Below are 15,853 nucleotides of genomic sequence, written 5' to 3' on the forward strand. Positions count from 1 at the left end.
GCTGCACCTGTTTCCAGTCAAACCAGTCTGGCCTTACTTGTAGCCGATGGTTTCGTTCACGCCATTCTTGACTTCGATCATGCGGTAGGTCCCGGCAGATTCACCCGGTCCGATCAGTTCGACCGCAGAGGCACCGACATAGTCGATATCTTCGCCGTTCTTGATCAGTTCCAGCGCCTTGCCCAGCTCACCGGGGAAGATTTCGATGCCGGGGGCGTTGGCGACCTCAAGGATTTTTTCCTTGTAGGCGGCCGGGTCTGTCGAATTGGCGGCCTGCATGGCCAGCAGGAACAGCGCCGCCGCATCATAGGATTCAGGAGTATAGGGCGAGGTGCCATCAAAACCGGCTTCTTCCGCCATTTTGGTGAATGTCTCGATCCCGTTGCCCTGCGAACCGGCGATCTGGCCATAAGAGCCGTCCAGATCCGGACCGATGGTCTTGGGCAGGTTCTCACCGATCATGCCGCCGGGCAGACCGAATGTGTCCCATGCGCCCGCGTCCAGTGCGGATTTGATGATGCCCGCACCACCCTGATCGAGGTAACCCGCAACCACCAGCAGGTCACCACCGGCAGAGGCCAGCGCGCCGACTTCGGCGGAATAATCCGCTTTGCCGTCTTCATGGGCCGCCACGATGGTCACTTCGCCGCCGATCGCCTTGAAGGAGGATTCGATCGCGTCGGCCAGACCCTTGCCATAGTCGTTGTTGGTATAGGTCAGGGCGATGGATTTGACGCCACGCTCCTGCAGGATTTCCGCCATCACTTCACCTTCACGCGCATCGGAGGGCGAGGTGCGGAAGAACAACCCGTTGTCTTCCATGGTGGTCAGGCCCGGCGATGTCGCGGAGGGCGAGATCATGACCATGCCGTTGGGGATCGCGACGTTCTGCAGCACAGCGCCGGTCACACCGGAGCAGTCCGCCCCGATCAGCCCGTTGATCCCTTCGGCAATCAGACGTTCGCCGCCGGAGACGGCCAGGCCGTTGTCGATACAGCCCGAGTCCGCACGCGCGCTTGTCACGGTCGCACCATCCAGCAGCATGCCGCTGTCGGTCACTTCCTTCATCGCCAGTTCGGCACCAGCGGCCATCGGACCGGTCAGCGATTCAATCGGGCCGGTAAAGCCGAATTCAATGCCGAGTTTCACTTCCTTCGCATGCGAGTCGGCAAAGGCCGTTGTTGCCACGAGTGCCGCAGCCGTTGAGGCCAAGAGCATCTTTTTCATGAGGTTTCTCCCTATTGGAACATGATGTTCGCAAGAAACGTAGGCAAAGGCTTGCGAAAAGAAAAGGAGTTTTTCCTCAGTAGAATAGCGCCAAACAAGCGGAATTGACCGGGCCGAGGTGGAATATTTCGCCGCGAAAGATACATTTTCCGAAAATGACGGTCTGAACAGGGGATTTGCCGTGCCGATTCCGAAAAACTTTACCAATTTCCTGCATCCGGCGATTTTCGGGGCGCTCTTGCCTATGTCGGTTGCCGCACAGGAAAATTGGTCAATTCAACCTGTGGTCACTGATCTGGACACCCCCTGGGCGGTGGCGCCCATGCCGGATGGCGCGGTGCTGATCACCGAAAAGGACGGTCGCCTGCTGTTGCAGCGCGACGGCGCCCGTCACGAGGTTGCAGGCGTGCCGGCAGTGGAAACCGGCGGGCAGGGCGGGTTGCTGGACATCACCCTTGCGCGGGACTTCGACCAGTCGCGCACGCTCTTTCTGACCTACGCCAGGAAACAGGGCAGCGGCAGCGGCACAGCTTTGGCCTCCGCCCGGCTTTCGGATGACGGGCAAAGGCTGGAAGACCTGACCGAGCTTTTTGCCATGAAACCCGGCAGCAGCGGCGGCCGCCATTTCGGCAGCCGCGTCGTCGAGGCGGCGGACGGCAGGCTTTTCATGACCATCGGCGAGCGGGGCGACCGGCCGGCGGCACAGGATCTGAGCCGTCACAACGGCTCAATCATACGCATCAACCGCGACGGGTCGGTGCCGGATGACAACCCCTTTGTCGGGCAGGCGGGGGCCTTGCCCGAGATCTGGTCCTATGGTCACCGCAATCCGCAGGGGGCCGGCCTCGGCCTTGATGGCGATCTCTGGGTCTCCGAACATGGTGCCAAGGGCGGTGATGAGGTGAACCACCTGCGCAAGGGGGCGAACTATGGCTGGCCGGTCATCTCCTACGGGCGGCATTATTCAGGGGCAAAAATCGGCGAAGGCACGGCCAAGGCGGGTATGGAACAACCTGCCTATTACTGGGACCCCTCCATCGCGCCTTCCGGTCTGATGGTCTATTCCGGCGCGCTGGACGCGGATCTGCGCGGCGACATCTTTGTCGGGTCGCTCAAGTTCGACTATATTTCCCGGCTCAGCGGCGACCCGCTGCAAGAGGTGGCGCAGATCAAGGTGCCCGAAACCGCGCGCGTGCGCGACATCGTGGAGGGGCCTGATGGTGCAATCTGGTTTATTTCGGTGGGCAAGGGTACGGTTTACCGGATGACCCCTGAAAAGTGAGAGCGACAATGCGTCTGTTTGCCATTTTGCTGAGCCTGATTTCCTGTCTGTCCACCGCTGCCCATGCGCAGGAGAACGACAGCCTGTTCGCGGACTACGAGGCCTATGCCGCCTTTGTCGACCGCCATGTGATGCACCGCGATTTCATTCCGCTGATCCAGCGGCTGGGCGGGCGGGACGAGTTCACGCCCGAACAACTGGCCGCCAACCAGAGGCAGCTGGAAGGCGCCTGGCCACGCGATTTTGTCAAGGTTTCGGTGTTCAAGGAAATCGACCTGGGGGGCGGCATCCGGCAGGAAGGCCGGATCTATTGGACCGGCACCAGCTATGCGTTCTTCTACGCCATGCTGCACCAGCGCGAGGATGATCTGGCGGTCATCACCTTCCTGCTGAATTCCAGCAGCAAACCGATCATGGACCGGTTCTGACAAAAGCGGGGCAAGGCGTCGGCGCGCCGCGCTGAACGCTGCCCGCAGCGCATTTGGAGCGCTGCGGGGTTATGTACTTCAGGCATAAAGAAGCGAAGAAACGTGCTCTTTCTCCCGCCTCGCGCGGTCAGATTGACAGGCGCGCGGCGTGGCTGCCCCGTTCGCGATAGGGGGTCGTGTCGTAATGCGCCCGGTAGCATTTGGAAAAATGCGACGGCGAGGCAAAGCCGCAGGCCAGTGCCACGTTGATCACGCTCATGTCGGTCTGCATCAACAGGTTGCGCGCCTTTTGCAGGCGCAACTCCATGTAGTACCGTTTCGGACTGCGGTTCAGGTAGCGCCGGAACAGCCGCTCCAGCTGCCTTGTGGACATGCCGACATCACGGGCAAGAACCGACGGGCTGATCGGCTCTTCGATGTTGGTCTCCATCATCTGGATGACCTGGCTGAGCTTGGGATGGCGCACCCCGATGCGGGTCGGCACGCTGAGCCGCTGGGTGTCCTGGTCGGTGCGGATCGAGGAATAGATCAGCTGGTCGGCCACCGCATTGGCCAGGTCTTCGCCCTGGTCGTCGGCAATCAGTTTCAGCATCAGGTCGATGGAGGAGGTGCCGCCCGCTGTCGTCAGCCGGTTGCCGTCCACCACAAAGACGGATTTGGTCAGCTGGACCTCTTCGAACTCCTCGGCAAAGCTGTCCTGGTTTTCCCAGTGAATCGTTGCGCGCTTGCCGTCCAGCAGCCCGGCCTTTGCCAGAGTGAAGGCCCCGGTACAGAGCCCGCCTACGGTCAACCCCTTGCGGGCCTCGCGGCGCAGCCAGCTCAGCACCTTCTTGGTCGTCGCATCCTGCACGTCGATCCCGCTGCACACGAGAATGGTGTCATCCCGCGCCATCTCATCGAGGTCGGCATCAAGCTGGAACACGGTTCCGGCAGAGCAACAGGCGCTGACGCCGCCTTCACCGATGGTGATCCATGAATACAACTGCCGCTCGCCCATGCGGTTTGCAATGCGCAGGCATTCGATAGCCGTGGAGAAACACAGCAGGCTGAACTGATCCAGCAGCACGAATACGAAACGCCGTGGCTTTCCGGTCTCTGGCGGTATGCGGGTGGCCGGGCGCTGTGGAGACATCGCGGGCGTCCTTTTTCTTGTTGGTGGGCGCGGCTCTTGTGCCGTCACGTTACAATACCGACACAATCTGCCGCAATCTTAGGTCACGGGATTCGATCTGGGTCAAGAGGTCGAAATTGGGTTCTGGCCACCGCGCGCGTCCTTTTGTATAGAAAAGGTCTTTGATAGCGCTGACAAACAGCGCGCGGGACCGGAGAGATGACATGACCCAATGGAGCAAATCAAGCTGGCGCAGCAAACCGCGAGTCCAGATGCCCGATTATCCCGATCAGGCCGCATTGAACGCGGTCGAGGCACAACTTGCGCGGTATCCATTGTTGGTCTTTGGCGGTGAGGCCAGGCGGCTCAAGAAACTTCTTGGCGCGGCAAGCCGGGGCGAGGCCTTTCTCCTGCAGGGGGGCGATTGCGCCGAGAGCTTCGAGCAATTCAGTTCGGACGCCATTCGCGACACCTTCAAGGTGATGCTGCAGATGGCCGTTGTGCTGACCTATGGCGCCAAGGTGCCTGTGGTGAAGGTGGGCCGCATGGCAGGACAATTCGCCAAGCCGCGCTCGGCCCCCACCGAGGTTGTGGGCGGCGTGGAATTGCCCAGCTACCGGGGCGATATCATCAACGAGCTGGAATTCACGCCCGAGGCGCGGATCCCCAACCCCGAGAAGATGCTGCGCGCCTACACCCAGGCGGCAGCGACGCTGAACCTGATCCGGGCTTTTTCGACCGGGGGTTATGCGGATGTCCACCAGGTTCACGGCTGGACACTGGGCTTTACCGACGGGGAGAAGGCGGCGAAATACCGCGAGATCGCGAACCGCATTTCCGACACGCTTGATTTCATGTCGGCGGCGGGCGTCACGGCGGATACCGCTCATACCCTGCAAACGGTTGAATATTATACAAGCCACGAATCCCTGCTGCTGGAATATGAAGAGGCGCTGTGCCGTCAGGACAGCCTGACCGGCAAGTGGCTGGCAGGTTCGGGCCATATGATCTGGATCGGCGACCGCACCCGTCAGCCCGATGGCGCCCATGTGGAATTTGCACGGGGCGTGCAGAACCCGATTGGCCTGAAGTGCGGGCCAAGCATGACCACGGATGACCTGAAAAAGCTGATGGCCACGCTGAACCCCGAAAACGAGGCAGGGCGCCTGACCCTGATCGCGCGTTTCGGGGCAGGGTCGGTGGGCGACCACCTGCCAAAGCTGATCCGCGCGGTGGAACAGGAAGGGGCAAATGTGCTTTGGACCTGCGACCCGATGCACGGCAACACCATCAAGTCCTCGACCGGCTACAAGACGCGGCCCTTCGACTCGGTGCTGCGCGAGGTGCGCGAGTTCTTTGACGTGCATGAGGCAGAAGGCACCGTTCCCGGTGGCGTGCATTTCGAGATGACCGGACAGGATGTCACGGAATGCACCGGCGGCGTGCGTGCGGTCAGCGACGAGGATCTGAGCGACCGCTACCACACCGCCTGCGATCCGCGCCTGAACGCCAGCCAGTCGCTGGAACTGGCCTTCCTGGTGGCAGAGGAACTAACGGCGCGCCGCGTTGCCCAGTCCGAAGCCGCCGCCATCTGATCGCGGCAGCGGCCCCCGGGCCATGCTTTCAATGTAAACGCCGCCGGCCAATGGTCGGCGGCGTTTTTCGTCCGGGATGTCAGATGACAGGCAATGCGGGCCTTTGATTACATTGCTGCTTCAACAGGGCAGGAATCAGACCCTGATTGTGAGAACTGCAATGAAGGTCGGGTCCTCTTGAACCTCGGAGGCGAAGCGCAAGCCGGGCCAGCGCCTGCCCGGGGTGGGCGATGCTGACCTAGGCTCATGCCACTTTATTTCTCAACCTTGATGAATCTCATCGGGGACACAGAATGCCTCACCAAATCGCCTACCCGAGGGGCGGGCAGGCGATGGCCCGGCGCCTTCGGCTTGTTCCGGGCCCGGGTGCCAGTGATCGACGGCTGCAATGTCCACGCAGCAACCATTCGTCAGCCTGTCGATGAAGGTTTTCTCCATGACTATGCCGGTTGTAGGTGTCGATCCTGGCGGACCGGCTATGTTGAAAGCCCCGGATCATGGCTGTCGGTTTGCGCCGGGCCGGGCCGTCAGTCTTCGGATTTGACCAGCCGCAGGTAGGGGGGGCGCCTGTCCGTCGGCCTGACCTGCGCCGCAGATGGTGCCTCATAGGTGGCAACCGGTGCCGCAAAGCCCGGAACCGGCTCCGGCGTGGTTGGCCTCTGCCGATCCGGCTCAGGCGCGGGTCCGGCCTCCGAACCGGGCAACAGCAGAGCGAATTCCCTGTCCAGCACGTCAAAGCGCCGGGGGGCCAATCCGATCTTGCCCTTGAACACCAGACACCCCAACAGGCGGCTGACATCGCCCAGATCGCTTTTCAACGGCAGCAGGAGCATCCGTGCCTCCCCCTCCGGCCGGCCTTCCGAACCCGGTGATGTCAGGCGAAACCGGCTCGTGCCCGGTGCCTGAAAAACCTCTTCAAGGGTTTCCGAGATCAATTGCCGCGCGCCGGGGTTGAACAGGGCTGTCAGCGGCATGCCACGCACTTCCATGCCCATCAGGTCATTCAGATGGCTGCCCGCGATACGCAACCGCGCGATGCCCGGCGCGACCCGTTCCACGATAAACGCGTTTTCAAGCGCGCCCTCGATCCCGCGCGGGTCGATTTCAGAGCGTTTCGGTACGATGCGCGCTCCGCGCAAGGCTTCCCAATAGGCTTCGACCTGCGCGATGGCGGCATAACCGGTTTCTGGATGATGGTCTGACATTTCAATGACATTCTGCGATTTATGGTCTGACTTGTCCATGCAACACCACCTTCGATTATTCGGCCGGGATCGCAACGGGGTACAGCGCCAGCCACAGCCTGTTCCCGTGACAGCGTCACGAGCTGTGCGTTCAACTCTATTCTAATTAGCCTGAATTGCCGGGCAGCGGGGGAAATTCTTAAGCATTGGTTAACACCGCGCCGGATGGGCTTGCCCCGCCGTGCCGTTTCGACCTATCCCGGTGCGGAACTCAAACTGCAAGGGCCGCCTTTCATGATCCATTCGATGACCGGTTTTGCCGCGCGTGCAGGCGCTGACGCGCCCTATTCCTGGGGCTGGGAGATTCGCGCAGTGAACGGCAAGGGGCTGGACCTGCGCCTGCGCGTGCCGGACTGGATCGAGGGGCTGGAGGCCGAACTGCGCAAGAAACTGGCTGCGGTGGCGGCGCGGGGCAACGTCACCTTTAACCTGCGCGTCACCCGGGAAGAGACCGCAGGCCGGCTGGAAGTCAACGAGGCCCAGCTTGAAACCGTGCTGGAAGCGCTGCACCGGATCGAAGCGCGGGCGATGGATGCAGGGATATCGCTGGCCCCGTCCAAGGCCACCGATATCGTGACCATGCGCGGTGTGCTTGAACAGGCCACGACGCAGGACGACACGGCACAGCTTTGTGCGGCATTGCTGAAAGATGTGGACAAGGTGCTGGCCGATTTCGCCGCCATGCGCGCCAGCGAGGGCGCCGCCCTGGCCAGGGTGCTGGAAAACCAGCTGACCGAGGTCGAAAACCTGACTGCCGCGGCGGCAAAGCTGGCCGAGGGGCGCAAGGACGAGATGGCGCAGAACCTGCGGCAGAACCTGGCCCGCATTCTGGACAATACCGATGGGGTGGATGAAAGCCGTCTGGCCCAGGAACTGGCGCTGATTGCGGTCAAATCCGACATCACCGAAGAAATCGACCGGCTGGGCGCGCATATCGCGGCCGCGCGCGCGCTGCTGGCCGAGGGTGGCCCGGTGGGGCGCAAGCTGGATTTCCTGATGCAGGAATTCAACCGCGAAACCAATACCCTCTGCGCCAAGGCGCAGCATACGGAGCTGACCCGCGTCGGCCTGTCGCTGAAGGCCGTGATCGACCAGATGCGCGAACAAGTACAGAATGTGGAGTAGACCATGACCCAGCAGCCAGAAAGGCGCGGACTTCTTGTTATTCTCAGCTCACCGTCCGGGGCAGGTAAATCCACGCTGGCCCGGCGGTTGATGGCCTGGGATGCCTCGCTGAAGTTCTCTGTCTCCGCTACCACGCGGGTCCCGCGCAAGGGCGAGGTCGAGGGCAAGGATTATTTCTTTGTCTCGGAGGAGAACTTTCGAAAGTGGGTCAAGGAGGGCGAGTTGCTGGAACACGCCCATGTCTTCGGAAACAACTACGGCTCTCCCCGGGGGCCTGTTCAGGAAGCCATCGAAGCGGGCCGGGACGTGCTTTTTGACATCGACTGGCAAGGCGCCCAGCAAATTCAGAAATCGGCACTTGGCTCGCACACGCTTTCCATTTTCATCCTGCCACCCTCCATTCTGGAACTGCGCCGCAGGCTGATCAGCCGGGGGCAGGACACCGAAGAAACCATTGCCAAGCGGATGCGGAAAAGCTGGGATGAGATCAGCCATTGGGACGGCTATGATTATGTGATCGTGAACGACGACCTCACGGAAACCGAAGAAAAGCTGAAAACCATCATCCGTGCCGAACGCATGCGGGTGGCGCAGCAGCCCCGGTTGCTGGATCATGTGCGCAAACTGCAAACCGAATTCGAGGATCTGACATGACGCTCTATGCACTTGGCGACAAGACCCCCAAAGTCCACGGCAATGCCTGGGTGGCACCGGATGCGAATGTGATCGGCAATGTGGTGCTGGAAGACGAAAGCTCGGTCTGGTTTGGTTCCACGCTGCGCGGTGACAACGAGGTGATCCATGTGGGCCGGGGATCAAACGTGCAGGAAAACTGCGTGTTCCACACCGACATGGGCTATCCGCTGACCATTGGCGAAAATTGCACCATTGGTCACAAGGTCATGCTGCATGGCTGCACCATCGGGGACAATACGCTGATCGGCATGGGGGCCACGATCCTCAATGGCGCAAGGATCGGGCGCAACTGCCTGATCGGTGCGGGCGCGCTGATCACCGAAGGCAAGGAGATCCCTGACGGTTCGCTGGTCATGGGCGCGCCGGGCAAGGTGGTGCGGCAGCTGGATGAAGAGGCGATCGCGAAATTGACCACCAGCGCAAGGCATTATGCCGAAAACGCCGCCCGGTTTGCCAAAGACCTCACAGCGCTCTGATGCGATGACCGAAGCACCGCTGCTGCCTGACCTGATCGCCGCCCTGCCATTGCCGACCCTGGTCATCGACCGGGCAGAGCGGATCGCGGCGGTGAACCCGGCGGCCAAGGCGCTGGTCGGGGCGCATACCGTGGGCCGCCACTTTGTGACCGTGCTGCGCCAGCCCTCGCTGGTGGATGCGGTGGAGCGTTGCATCGAGGACGGGAAGGGGCGGCACGCGCAATTCCTGGTCGACGAGGCGGGCAAGGATGTGACCTATGACGTCACGCTCAACCCGGTCCAGGGTGCCGGGCTGCTGATGGTCAGCTTTCAGGACATCACCCCGCAGGCGCAGGCTGGGCAGATGCGGCGCGACTTCGTGGCCAATGTCAGCCACGAGCTGCGCACGCCGCTGACCTCGCTGATGGGGTTTATCGAGACGCTCAGCGGCCCGGCGCGCGACGATGCGGCCGCGCGGGACCGGTTTCTGGCGATCATGCAGACCGAAGCGGGGCGCATGAACCGTCTGGTGGGCGATCTGTTGTCCCTGAGCCGGGTGGAAGCCGAGGAACGGGTGCGCCCGACCAGGCAGATCAACCTGGCCGAAGTGCTGCAGACCGCGCTGCGCAACCTCAATCCGCTGGCTGTCGAAGCGGGGGTCACCCTGCGCCCTGACTTCGGGGCGGAGGCGATCCCGATTCTGGGCGACGCGGACCAGATGTTGCAGGTCTTTACCAACCTGATCGAGAACGCGATCAAATACGGGGGCGACGACCGACCGGTCGAGATCACCGCAGAAACCAGCCTGCGTGACCCGGCGTTGCGCGGGCCATCGGTGCGCATTACGGTCAGCGACCATGGGCCCGGCATCCCGTCGCATCACATTCCGCGCCTGACCGAACGATTCTACCGCGCCGACAACCACCGCAGCCGTGCCCTGGGCGGCACCGGGCTGGGACTGGCAATTGTGAAACATATTCTCAACCGGCACCGGGGGCGGCTGAAAATCACCTCCGAAGAGGGGCAGGGCGCGTCATTCTGCGTTATCCTGCCCCGAGATGTAGTGGTGAGCGACGGCTGAACGCCAATATATCACTTCTTTCTCCAAATTCTTCCCGTGTCATAAAACCGTAACAAAACCTTCACAAAAGGTATAAGCGCGCCACCTAAACGGGCCGGGAGACCACCCATGGGGGAGGTCGTAGAATGTATGAAAACAGGAGACATCATGTCACTGACAAAACTCACCACATCCGCACTGGCCATCGCCGCGCTTTCCGCTTCGGCTGCCGCTGCGCGTGACAACGTCCAGGTTGCAGGTTCGTCCACCGTGCTGCCCTATGCTTCGATCGTTGCAGAAGCCTTTGGCGAGAACACCGACTTCCCGACACCGGTCATCGAATCGGGCGGCTCCTCTGCCGGTCTGAAGCGGTTCTGCGAAGGTGTGGGCGAAAACACCATCGACGTGGCAAACGCCTCCCGCGCAATCCGCGAAAAGGAAATCAAGGCCTGCGCCGAGAATGGTGTCACCGACATCATGGAAGTGCGCATCGGCTATGACGGCATCGTGTTTGCCTCGCAGATCAGCGGCCCGGCCTTCGCAGCCTTCGAGCCTGCCGACATCTTCAACGCCATCGGCGCGAAGGTGCTGAAAGACGGCGCCATCGTCGACAACGATTACAGCAGCTGGGCCGAGTTCAACAGCGACCTGCCCGATGCAGAAATCGCAATGTTCATCCCCGGCACCAAGCACGGCACACGCGAAGTCTTTGAAGACAAGGTACTGCTGAAAGGCTGCGAAGACACCGGTGCAATGCAGGCCATGCTGGATGGCGGCATGAGCGAAGACGACGCCGAAGACGCCTGCCTGGACGTGCGTCAGGACGGCCGTTCGGTCGACATCGACGGTGACTATACCGAGACCCTGGCCCGTATCGACGCCAACACCAATGGCATCGGCGTGTTCGGTCTGGCGTTCTACGAGAACAACCAGGACAAGCTGAAAGTGGCGACCATGGGCGGCGTGGCCCCCTCGACCGAAACCATCGCTTCGGGTGATTACCCGGTGTCCCGTCCGCTGTTCTTCTACGTCAAGAAGGCACATATCGGCGTGATCCCCGGCCTGAAGGAATACGCACAGTTCTTCATCTCCGACGAACTGGCCGGCCCTTCCGGCCCGCTGGCCAACTATGGCCTGGTGTCCGACCCGCAGCTGTCCGACACGCAAAAATCCGTCAATGAAGAAGCGACAATGGGTTCCGGCTCCTGAGCCTGTCGCTGACCTTTCGTAGCCGGGGGCGGCCCGACGCCGCCCCCGCGCAGTTTCGATAAAGAAATTCCACCCACAGGCGGGGCACGACATGCCGATACTCTGGCTCTTTCTCATCGTTTCAGGCATCGCCATCGCCGGATATTACATTGGCACGGCGCGGGTGATGCGCAGCGCGGGCGGTGACCGGCGTCACATGCATTCGCTGCCTTCCTACTACGGGGGCAATGTGGCGATCAAAGCCGCCGTTCCCGCCCTTCTTCTGATGCTGGTCTGGCTGCTGGTGCAGCCGATGATCGTCAACAATTCCGTCTCTGCCCTGATCCCGGACAGCGCCATTGCCGACAGTTCTTCGCGCGGGCTGGTCCTGTCAGAGGTACGCCGCGCGGCTGACGGCATGGACCGAGCGCTGGCCCAGGGCACCATGGATGCCAATATGGCAAATGACCCGCAGGCCGACCCGGATGAGGTCACCAGCCGCCTGCAGGACGCGGGCGCCATCGTGACATCGCAGATCACCCAGCCGGTTCTGAACGCCGCGCAAAGCTACCGGATGCAGAACCAGCGCGGCAACCAGTTCATGAGCGGTGTTGTCATTGTCCTGGCATTGTTGGGCGCGCTTTGGGGGCTGCGCGGCGCACAGGCCGATTTCCGGGCGCGCAACGTGGTTGAATCGGCGGTAAAGATGCTGCTGATCGGTGCCGCCTCCATCGCGATCCTGACGACACTGGGCATCGTGCTGTCGCTGGTTTTCAACACCATCGAATTCTTCCGCCTTTACCCCGCCAGCGACTTCTTTTTCGGCACCAACTGGGCGCCGAGCTTTTCGGGCAGGGGGGGCAGTTCCGACCTGGGTGTGCTGCCGCTGCTCTGGGGCACCTTCTATATCTCGCTGGTGGCGCTGGCGGTGGCGATCCCCATCGGGTTGTTCGCGGCGGTCTACCTGTCGGAATATGCCAGCAACTCCGTGCGCTCCGTCGCCAAGCCGCTGCTGGAGGTGCTGGCCGGCATTCCAACCATCGTCTACGGGCTTTTCGCGCTGCTGACGGTTGGTCCGCTGCTGGTCTCGGTCTTTGGCCGCGACGGGCTGGGCATCATGCAGGCGGGCACCGCCGTGATCACCGCCGGTCTGGTCATGGGCGTGATGCTGATCCCCTTTGTCAGCTCGCTGTCCGACGACATCATCAATGCCGTGCCGCAGGCGATGCGCGATGGCTCATATGGCCTTGGAGCGACCAAGTCGGAAACCATCCGCCAGGTGGTCCTGCCCGCCGCCTTGCCCGGCATCGTCGGTGCGATCCTGCTGGCAGCCTCACGCGCCATCGGCGAAACCATGATCGTGGTGCTGGGGGCAGGGGCCGCCGCACGGTTGTCCCTGAACCCCTTCGACGCGATGACCACCGTCACCGCCAAGATTGTCAGCCAGCTTACCGGGGATGCGGATTTCGCCAGCCCCGAGGCGCTGGTGGCCTTTGCGCTGGGGATGACATTGTTTGTCATCACCCTCGCCCTCAATGTTTTCGCGCTCTACATCGTGCGCAAGTACCGGGAGCAATATGACTGATGTCTGATGCAAGCCTCAGCAGCGGCGCTGCACCCAAACCGCGCGGAAAATCCCTGCTGGTGCAGGATGCGCGTACCCGCAAACGCAACGCAGCCGAAAAACGGTTCCGGGCCTATGGCATGACCGCCATCCTGATCGGGCTGTTCTTTCTGGTGGTCCTCGCGGTTTCAATCATCCGTTCCGGCGTGCCGGCCTTTACCCAGACGGTTGTGGATGTGGACTTTACCCTGACGCAGGAACAATTCACCGCCGCCGAAGGGGAATTGTTCAAGACCAAGGCCTATGAGGGGCTGCTGATCGAACAGATCCGCGACACCCTGGAGGCGCGCGGCCTTGAGGTGGCGTTCGATGCGGGCGCGATTGAACGCCTGCTGGGCAAGCCCGGCGGCACCCTGCGCGAACATTACCGCGCAAACGAACAGGATCTGGGCAGCCCGGTGAACTTCAAGCTGGCGGCAGCATCAAGGGTCGACGGCTATCTGACCGGCCGCGTCACCCGTGAAGCGCTGCAGGACAGCCGTTTCATGCAGGCCTCCGACCTGGACCTGATCGACGCGCTGGTCAGCGCCGATATCATCACCCGTGCGTTCAACTGGAACTTCATCACCGGGGCGGATTCGGGCGTGGACAACCCCGGCGGTGCCGGCATCGGCGCCTCGGTCATCGGCTCCTTCTTCATGATGCTGGTGGTGCTGGCGCTGTCGCTGCCGATCGGTGTCGCGGCCTCCATCTATCTTGAGGAATTTGCGCCGCAGAACCGGTTCACCGATCTGATCGAAGTCAACATCTCGAACCTCGCGGCGGTGCCTTCCATTGTCTTTGGTATCCTTGGTCTGGCGGTCTTTATCCAGTTCATGCATCTGCCGCAGTCGGCTCCGCTGGTGGGTGGTCTGGTGCTGACGCTGATGACACTGCCGACCATCATCATCTCCACCCGCGCCTCGCTGAAATCCGTGCCACCCTCGATCCGGGACGCGGCGCTGGGGGTAGGGGCCTCAAAGATGCAGGCGGTGTTTCACCACGTGCTGCCCCTGGCGATGCCGGGCATCCTGACGGGCACCATCATCGGCCTTGCGCAGGCCCTGGGAGAGACGGCACCCCTGCTGCTGATCGGCATGGTCGGCTTTGTCGCGCGGGGCTATCCCGATGGCGTGCTGGCCGGTTTCACCGAGCCGAACTCGGCCATGCCCGCGCAGATCTACACCTGGGCCGCCCGTGCGGACGCCAGTTTTTACGAGAAAGCATGGGGCGGGATCATCATTCTTTTGATATTCCTGCTGACCATGAACATCATCGCCATCATCCTGCGCCGCCGTTTCGAGCGCCGCTGGTAAGGAGACAGTCCGATGAAAGACAATCATATTGCGGAGAATGAAGTGGCCACCAAGAACATCAAAATCGCGGCCCGGGACGTGCAGGTCTATTATGGCGACACCCATGCGATCAAGGACGTCAACGTCGAGATCGAGGACAAGACCGTCACCGCCTTCATCGGGCCGTCGGGCTGCGGCAAATCGACATTCCTGCGCTGCATCAACCGGATGAACGACACCATCGATGTCTGCCGCGTGGTCGGCGACATCCTGATCGACGGCGAGGACATCTATGACCGCAAGGTGGATCCGGTGCAGCTGCGCGCCAAGGTCGGCATGGTGTTCCAGAAACCCAACCCCTTTCCCAAGTCGATCTATGACAATGTGGCCTATGGGCCGCGTATTCACGGGCTGGCCCGCAACAAGGCCGAACTGGACGACATCGTGGAACGCGCCCTGCGCCGCGGTGCGATCTGGAACGAGGTCAAGGACCGGCTCGATGCGCCGGGCACCGGCCTGTCGGGCGGCCAGCAACAGCGCCTGTGCATCGCACGCGCCGTGGCCACGGAACCCGAAGTGCTGCTGATGGATGAACCCTGTTCGGCGCTGGACCCGATTGCAACCGCACAGGTCGAAGAGCTGATCGACGAGCTGCGCCAGAACTATTCGGTGGTGATCGTCACCCACTCCATGCAGCAGGCCGCCCGCGTCAGCCAGAAGACGGCCTTTTTCCATCTGGGCAACCTTGTGGAATTTGGCGAGACCGACAAGATCTTCACCGCCCCCGAAGACCCGCGCACCGAAAGCTACATCACAGGCCGGATTGGATAATATCATGCAAGATCAACACATTGCGTCAGCCTTTGATCGCGATCTGGAGGCGGTTCAGGCCCAGATCATGAAGATGGGCGGATTGGTTGAAGATGCCATCCGCAACGGGGCCTTGTCCCTTGAAAGCCGGGACGAGGAACTGGCCGAAAAGGTCAGGGCAGGGGACAAGGTTATCGACAACCTTGAAATCATGATCAACGAAAGCGCCGCCCGGGTCATCGCCCTGCGCGCGCCCACCGCGATTGACCTGCGTCTGATCCTGAGCGTGATCAAGATCAGCGCAAACCTTGAGCGGATTGGCGATTACGCGAACAACATGGCAAAACGCACCGGCGTGCTGTCGCAGATTGCCCCGGTCAACGACAGCGCGGGTGCCATCCGCCGCATGGCGCGCACGGTCGAAGCCATGCTCAAGGACGCGCTGGACGCCTATATCCAGCGCGACGCCGAACTGGCGGCCGACATCATCGAGCGTGACCAGGAAGTGGATCAGATGTACAATGCGCTGTTCCGCGAATTCCTGACCTTCATGATGGAAGATCCGCGCAACATCACGGCCTGTATGCACCTGCATTTCATTGCCAAGAACGTCGAACGCATGGGTGATCTGGTCACCTCCATCGCCGAGCAGGTGATCTATCTGGTCACCGGCCAGCACCCCGATGAAGACCGGCCCAAGGCCGACCACACATCCATGCCAACCGGGAGTTGAA

The 15,853-nt window shown here is 61.7% G+C and carries 15 protein-coding genes; 12 read left to right on the forward strand and 3 right to left on the reverse strand.

Annotation, left to right across the window (positions count from 1 at the left end; genetic code table 11):
* Positions 1-33 precede the first annotated feature (33 nt).
* Complete coding sequence (locus PVW51_RS18490; RefSeq protein ID WP_269366199.1) at positions 34-1,227, reverse strand: ABC transporter substrate-binding protein; 1,194 nt, start codon at positions 1,225-1,227, stop codon at positions 34-36.
* A 244-nt stretch (positions 1,228-1,471) separates the two neighbouring features.
* Here PVW51_RS18490 and PVW51_RS18495 point away from each other — a divergent pair, with 244 nt between their 5' ends.
* Both PVW51_RS18495 and PVW51_RS18500 read left to right on the forward strand, forming a co-directional pair.
* Positions 1,472-2,509 carry a PQQ-dependent sugar dehydrogenase gene (locus PVW51_RS18495; protein ID WP_274576662.1) on the forward strand — a complete coding sequence of 346 codons (1,038 nt, stop codon included), beginning with the start codon at positions 1,472-1,474 and terminating at the stop codon, positions 2,507-2,509.
* An 8-nt stretch (positions 2,510-2,517) separates the two neighbouring features.
* Complete coding sequence (locus PVW51_RS18500; RefSeq protein ID WP_274576616.1) at positions 2,518-2,937, forward strand: hypothetical protein; 420 nt, start codon at positions 2,518-2,520, stop codon at positions 2,935-2,937.
* A gap of 127 nt (positions 2,938-3,064) precedes the next feature.
* On the opposite strand, the gene PVW51_RS18505 is transcribed toward PVW51_RS18500, so the two are convergent.
* On the reverse strand, positions 3,065-4,069 hold the full coding sequence (locus tag PVW51_RS18505; protein WP_114277121.1) for a GlxA family transcriptional regulator: 1,005 nt from the start codon (positions 4,067-4,069) through the stop codon (positions 3,065-3,067).
* A 203-nt stretch (positions 4,070-4,272) separates the two neighbouring features.
* Between PVW51_RS18505 and PVW51_RS18510 the strand changes: the two genes are divergently transcribed.
* Positions 4,273-5,643, forward strand: a complete 1,371-nt coding sequence (locus PVW51_RS18510) for a class II 3-deoxy-7-phosphoheptulonate synthase (protein ID WP_269366194.1) — start codon at positions 4,273-4,275, stop codon at positions 5,641-5,643.
* Positions 5,644-6,170: 527 nt separating this feature from the next.
* On the opposite strand, the gene PVW51_RS18515 is transcribed toward PVW51_RS18510, so the two are convergent.
* The gene (locus PVW51_RS18515) at positions 6,171-6,887 is read right to left on the reverse strand and encodes a PAS domain-containing protein (protein ID WP_274576618.1); all 717 of its coding nucleotides are present in this window, start codon (positions 6,885-6,887) and stop codon (positions 6,171-6,173) included.
* 234 nt (positions 6,888-7,121) lie between these two features.
* On the opposite strand from PVW51_RS18515, the gene PVW51_RS18520 reads away from it, so the two are divergent.
* The 9 genes from PVW51_RS18520 to phoU all read left to right on the forward strand — a co-directional run bounded on the left by PVW51_RS18520 (position 7,122) and on the right by phoU (position 15,852).
* Positions 7,122-8,012 (forward strand): YicC/YloC family endoribonuclease, encoded by an 891-nt coding sequence (locus PVW51_RS18520; RefSeq protein ID WP_274576620.1) that lies wholly within the window; start codon positions 7,122-7,124, stop codon positions 8,010-8,012.
* A gap of 3 nt (positions 8,013-8,015) precedes the next feature.
* A complete protein-coding gene (gene gmk / locus PVW51_RS18525; protein WP_269366190.1) occupies positions 8,016-8,666 on the forward strand; it encodes a guanylate kinase in 651 nt (216 codons plus the stop codon).
* Positions 8,663-9,184 carry a gamma carbonic anhydrase family protein gene (locus PVW51_RS18530; protein WP_274576622.1) on the forward strand — a complete coding sequence of 174 codons (522 nt, stop codon included), beginning with the start codon at positions 8,663-8,665 and terminating at the stop codon, positions 9,182-9,184. The genes gmk and PVW51_RS18530 overlap by 4 nt, the downstream gene beginning before the upstream one ends.
* A 4-nt stretch (positions 9,185-9,188) precedes the next feature.
* Entirely contained in the window at positions 9,189-10,244 is a 1,056-nt protein-coding gene (locus tag PVW51_RS18535) for a sensor histidine kinase (protein WP_274576623.1), read from the forward strand.
* 147 nt (positions 10,245-10,391) lie between these two features.
* A complete protein-coding gene (locus tag PVW51_RS18540; protein ID WP_274576625.1) occupies positions 10,392-11,432 on the forward strand; it encodes a substrate-binding domain-containing protein in 1,041 nt (346 codons plus the stop codon).
* A gap of 91 nt (positions 11,433-11,523) precedes the next feature.
* Positions 11,524-12,996: a phosphate ABC transporter permease subunit PstC gene (gene pstC / locus PVW51_RS18545; RefSeq protein ID WP_274576627.1), complete on the forward strand. Its 1,473-nt coding sequence runs from the start codon at positions 11,524-11,526 to the stop codon at positions 12,994-12,996.
* The gene (gene pstA, locus PVW51_RS18550) at positions 12,996-14,330 is read left to right on the forward strand and encodes a phosphate ABC transporter permease PstA (protein WP_269366183.1); all 1,335 of its coding nucleotides are present in this window, start codon (positions 12,996-12,998) and stop codon (positions 14,328-14,330) included. The genes pstC and pstA overlap by 1 nt, the downstream gene beginning before the upstream one ends.
* Positions 14,331-14,342: 12 nt before the next feature.
* Complete coding sequence (gene pstB, locus PVW51_RS18555; RefSeq protein WP_114277131.1) at positions 14,343-15,140, forward strand: phosphate ABC transporter ATP-binding protein PstB; 798 nt, start codon at positions 14,343-14,345, stop codon at positions 15,138-15,140.
* 4 nt (positions 15,141-15,144) lie between these two features.
* Positions 15,145-15,852, forward strand: coding sequence for a phosphate signaling complex protein PhoU (phoU, locus tag PVW51_RS18560; RefSeq protein ID WP_274576630.1), 708 nt, complete (start codon positions 15,145-15,147; stop codon positions 15,850-15,852).
* The last annotated feature ends 1 nt before the right edge of the window (position 15,853 follow it).

The sequence above is a fragment of the Sulfitobacter sp. PR48 genome, from assembly GCF_028807335.1.
Taxonomy (GTDB): Bacteria; Pseudomonadota; Alphaproteobacteria; order Rhodobacterales; family Rhodobacteraceae; genus Sulfitobacter.

Bases quoted from the DNA above. Each gene is read 5' to 3' on its own strand.
- PVW51_RS18490 (WP_269366199.1), bottom strand. From the start codon at position 1,227: ATGAAAAAGATGCTCTTGGCCTCAACGGCTGCGGCACTCGTGGCAACA.
- PVW51_RS18495 (WP_274576662.1), top strand. From the start codon at position 1,472: ATGTCGGTTGCCGCACAGGAAAATTGGTCAATTCAACCTGTGGTCACT.
- PVW51_RS18500 (WP_274576616.1), top strand. From the start codon at position 2,518: ATGCGTCTGTTTGCCATTTTGCTGAGCCTGATTTCCTGTCTGTCCACC.
- PVW51_RS18505 (WP_114277121.1), bottom strand. From the start codon at position 4,069: ATGTCTCCACAGCGCCCGGCCACCCGCATACCGCCAGAGACCGGAAAG.
- PVW51_RS18510 (WP_269366194.1), top strand. From the start codon at position 4,273: ATGACCCAATGGAGCAAATCAAGCTGGCGCAGCAAACCGCGAGTCCAG.
- PVW51_RS18515 (WP_274576618.1), bottom strand. From the start codon at position 6,887: ATGGACAAGTCAGACCATAAATCGCAGAATGTCATTGAAATGTCAGAC.
- PVW51_RS18520 (WP_274576620.1), top strand. From the start codon at position 7,122: ATGATCCATTCGATGACCGGTTTTGCCGCGCGTGCAGGCGCTGACGCG.
- gmk (WP_269366190.1), top strand. From the start codon at position 8,016: ATGACCCAGCAGCCAGAAAGGCGCGGACTTCTTGTTATTCTCAGCTCA.
- PVW51_RS18530 (WP_274576622.1), top strand. From the start codon at position 8,663: ATGACGCTCTATGCACTTGGCGACAAGACCCCCAAAGTCCACGGCAAT.
- PVW51_RS18535 (WP_274576623.1), top strand. From the start codon at position 9,189: ATGACCGAAGCACCGCTGCTGCCTGACCTGATCGCCGCCCTGCCATTG.
- PVW51_RS18540 (WP_274576625.1), top strand. From the start codon at position 10,392: ATGTCACTGACAAAACTCACCACATCCGCACTGGCCATCGCCGCGCTT.
- pstC (WP_274576627.1), top strand. From the start codon at position 11,524: ATGCCGATACTCTGGCTCTTTCTCATCGTTTCAGGCATCGCCATCGCC.
- pstA (WP_269366183.1), top strand. From the start codon at position 12,996: ATGTCTGATGCAAGCCTCAGCAGCGGCGCTGCACCCAAACCGCGCGGA.
- pstB (WP_114277131.1), top strand. From the start codon at position 14,343: ATGAAAGACAATCATATTGCGGAGAATGAAGTGGCCACCAAGAACATC.
- phoU (WP_274576630.1), top strand. From the start codon at position 15,145: ATGCAAGATCAACACATTGCGTCAGCCTTTGATCGCGATCTGGAGGCG.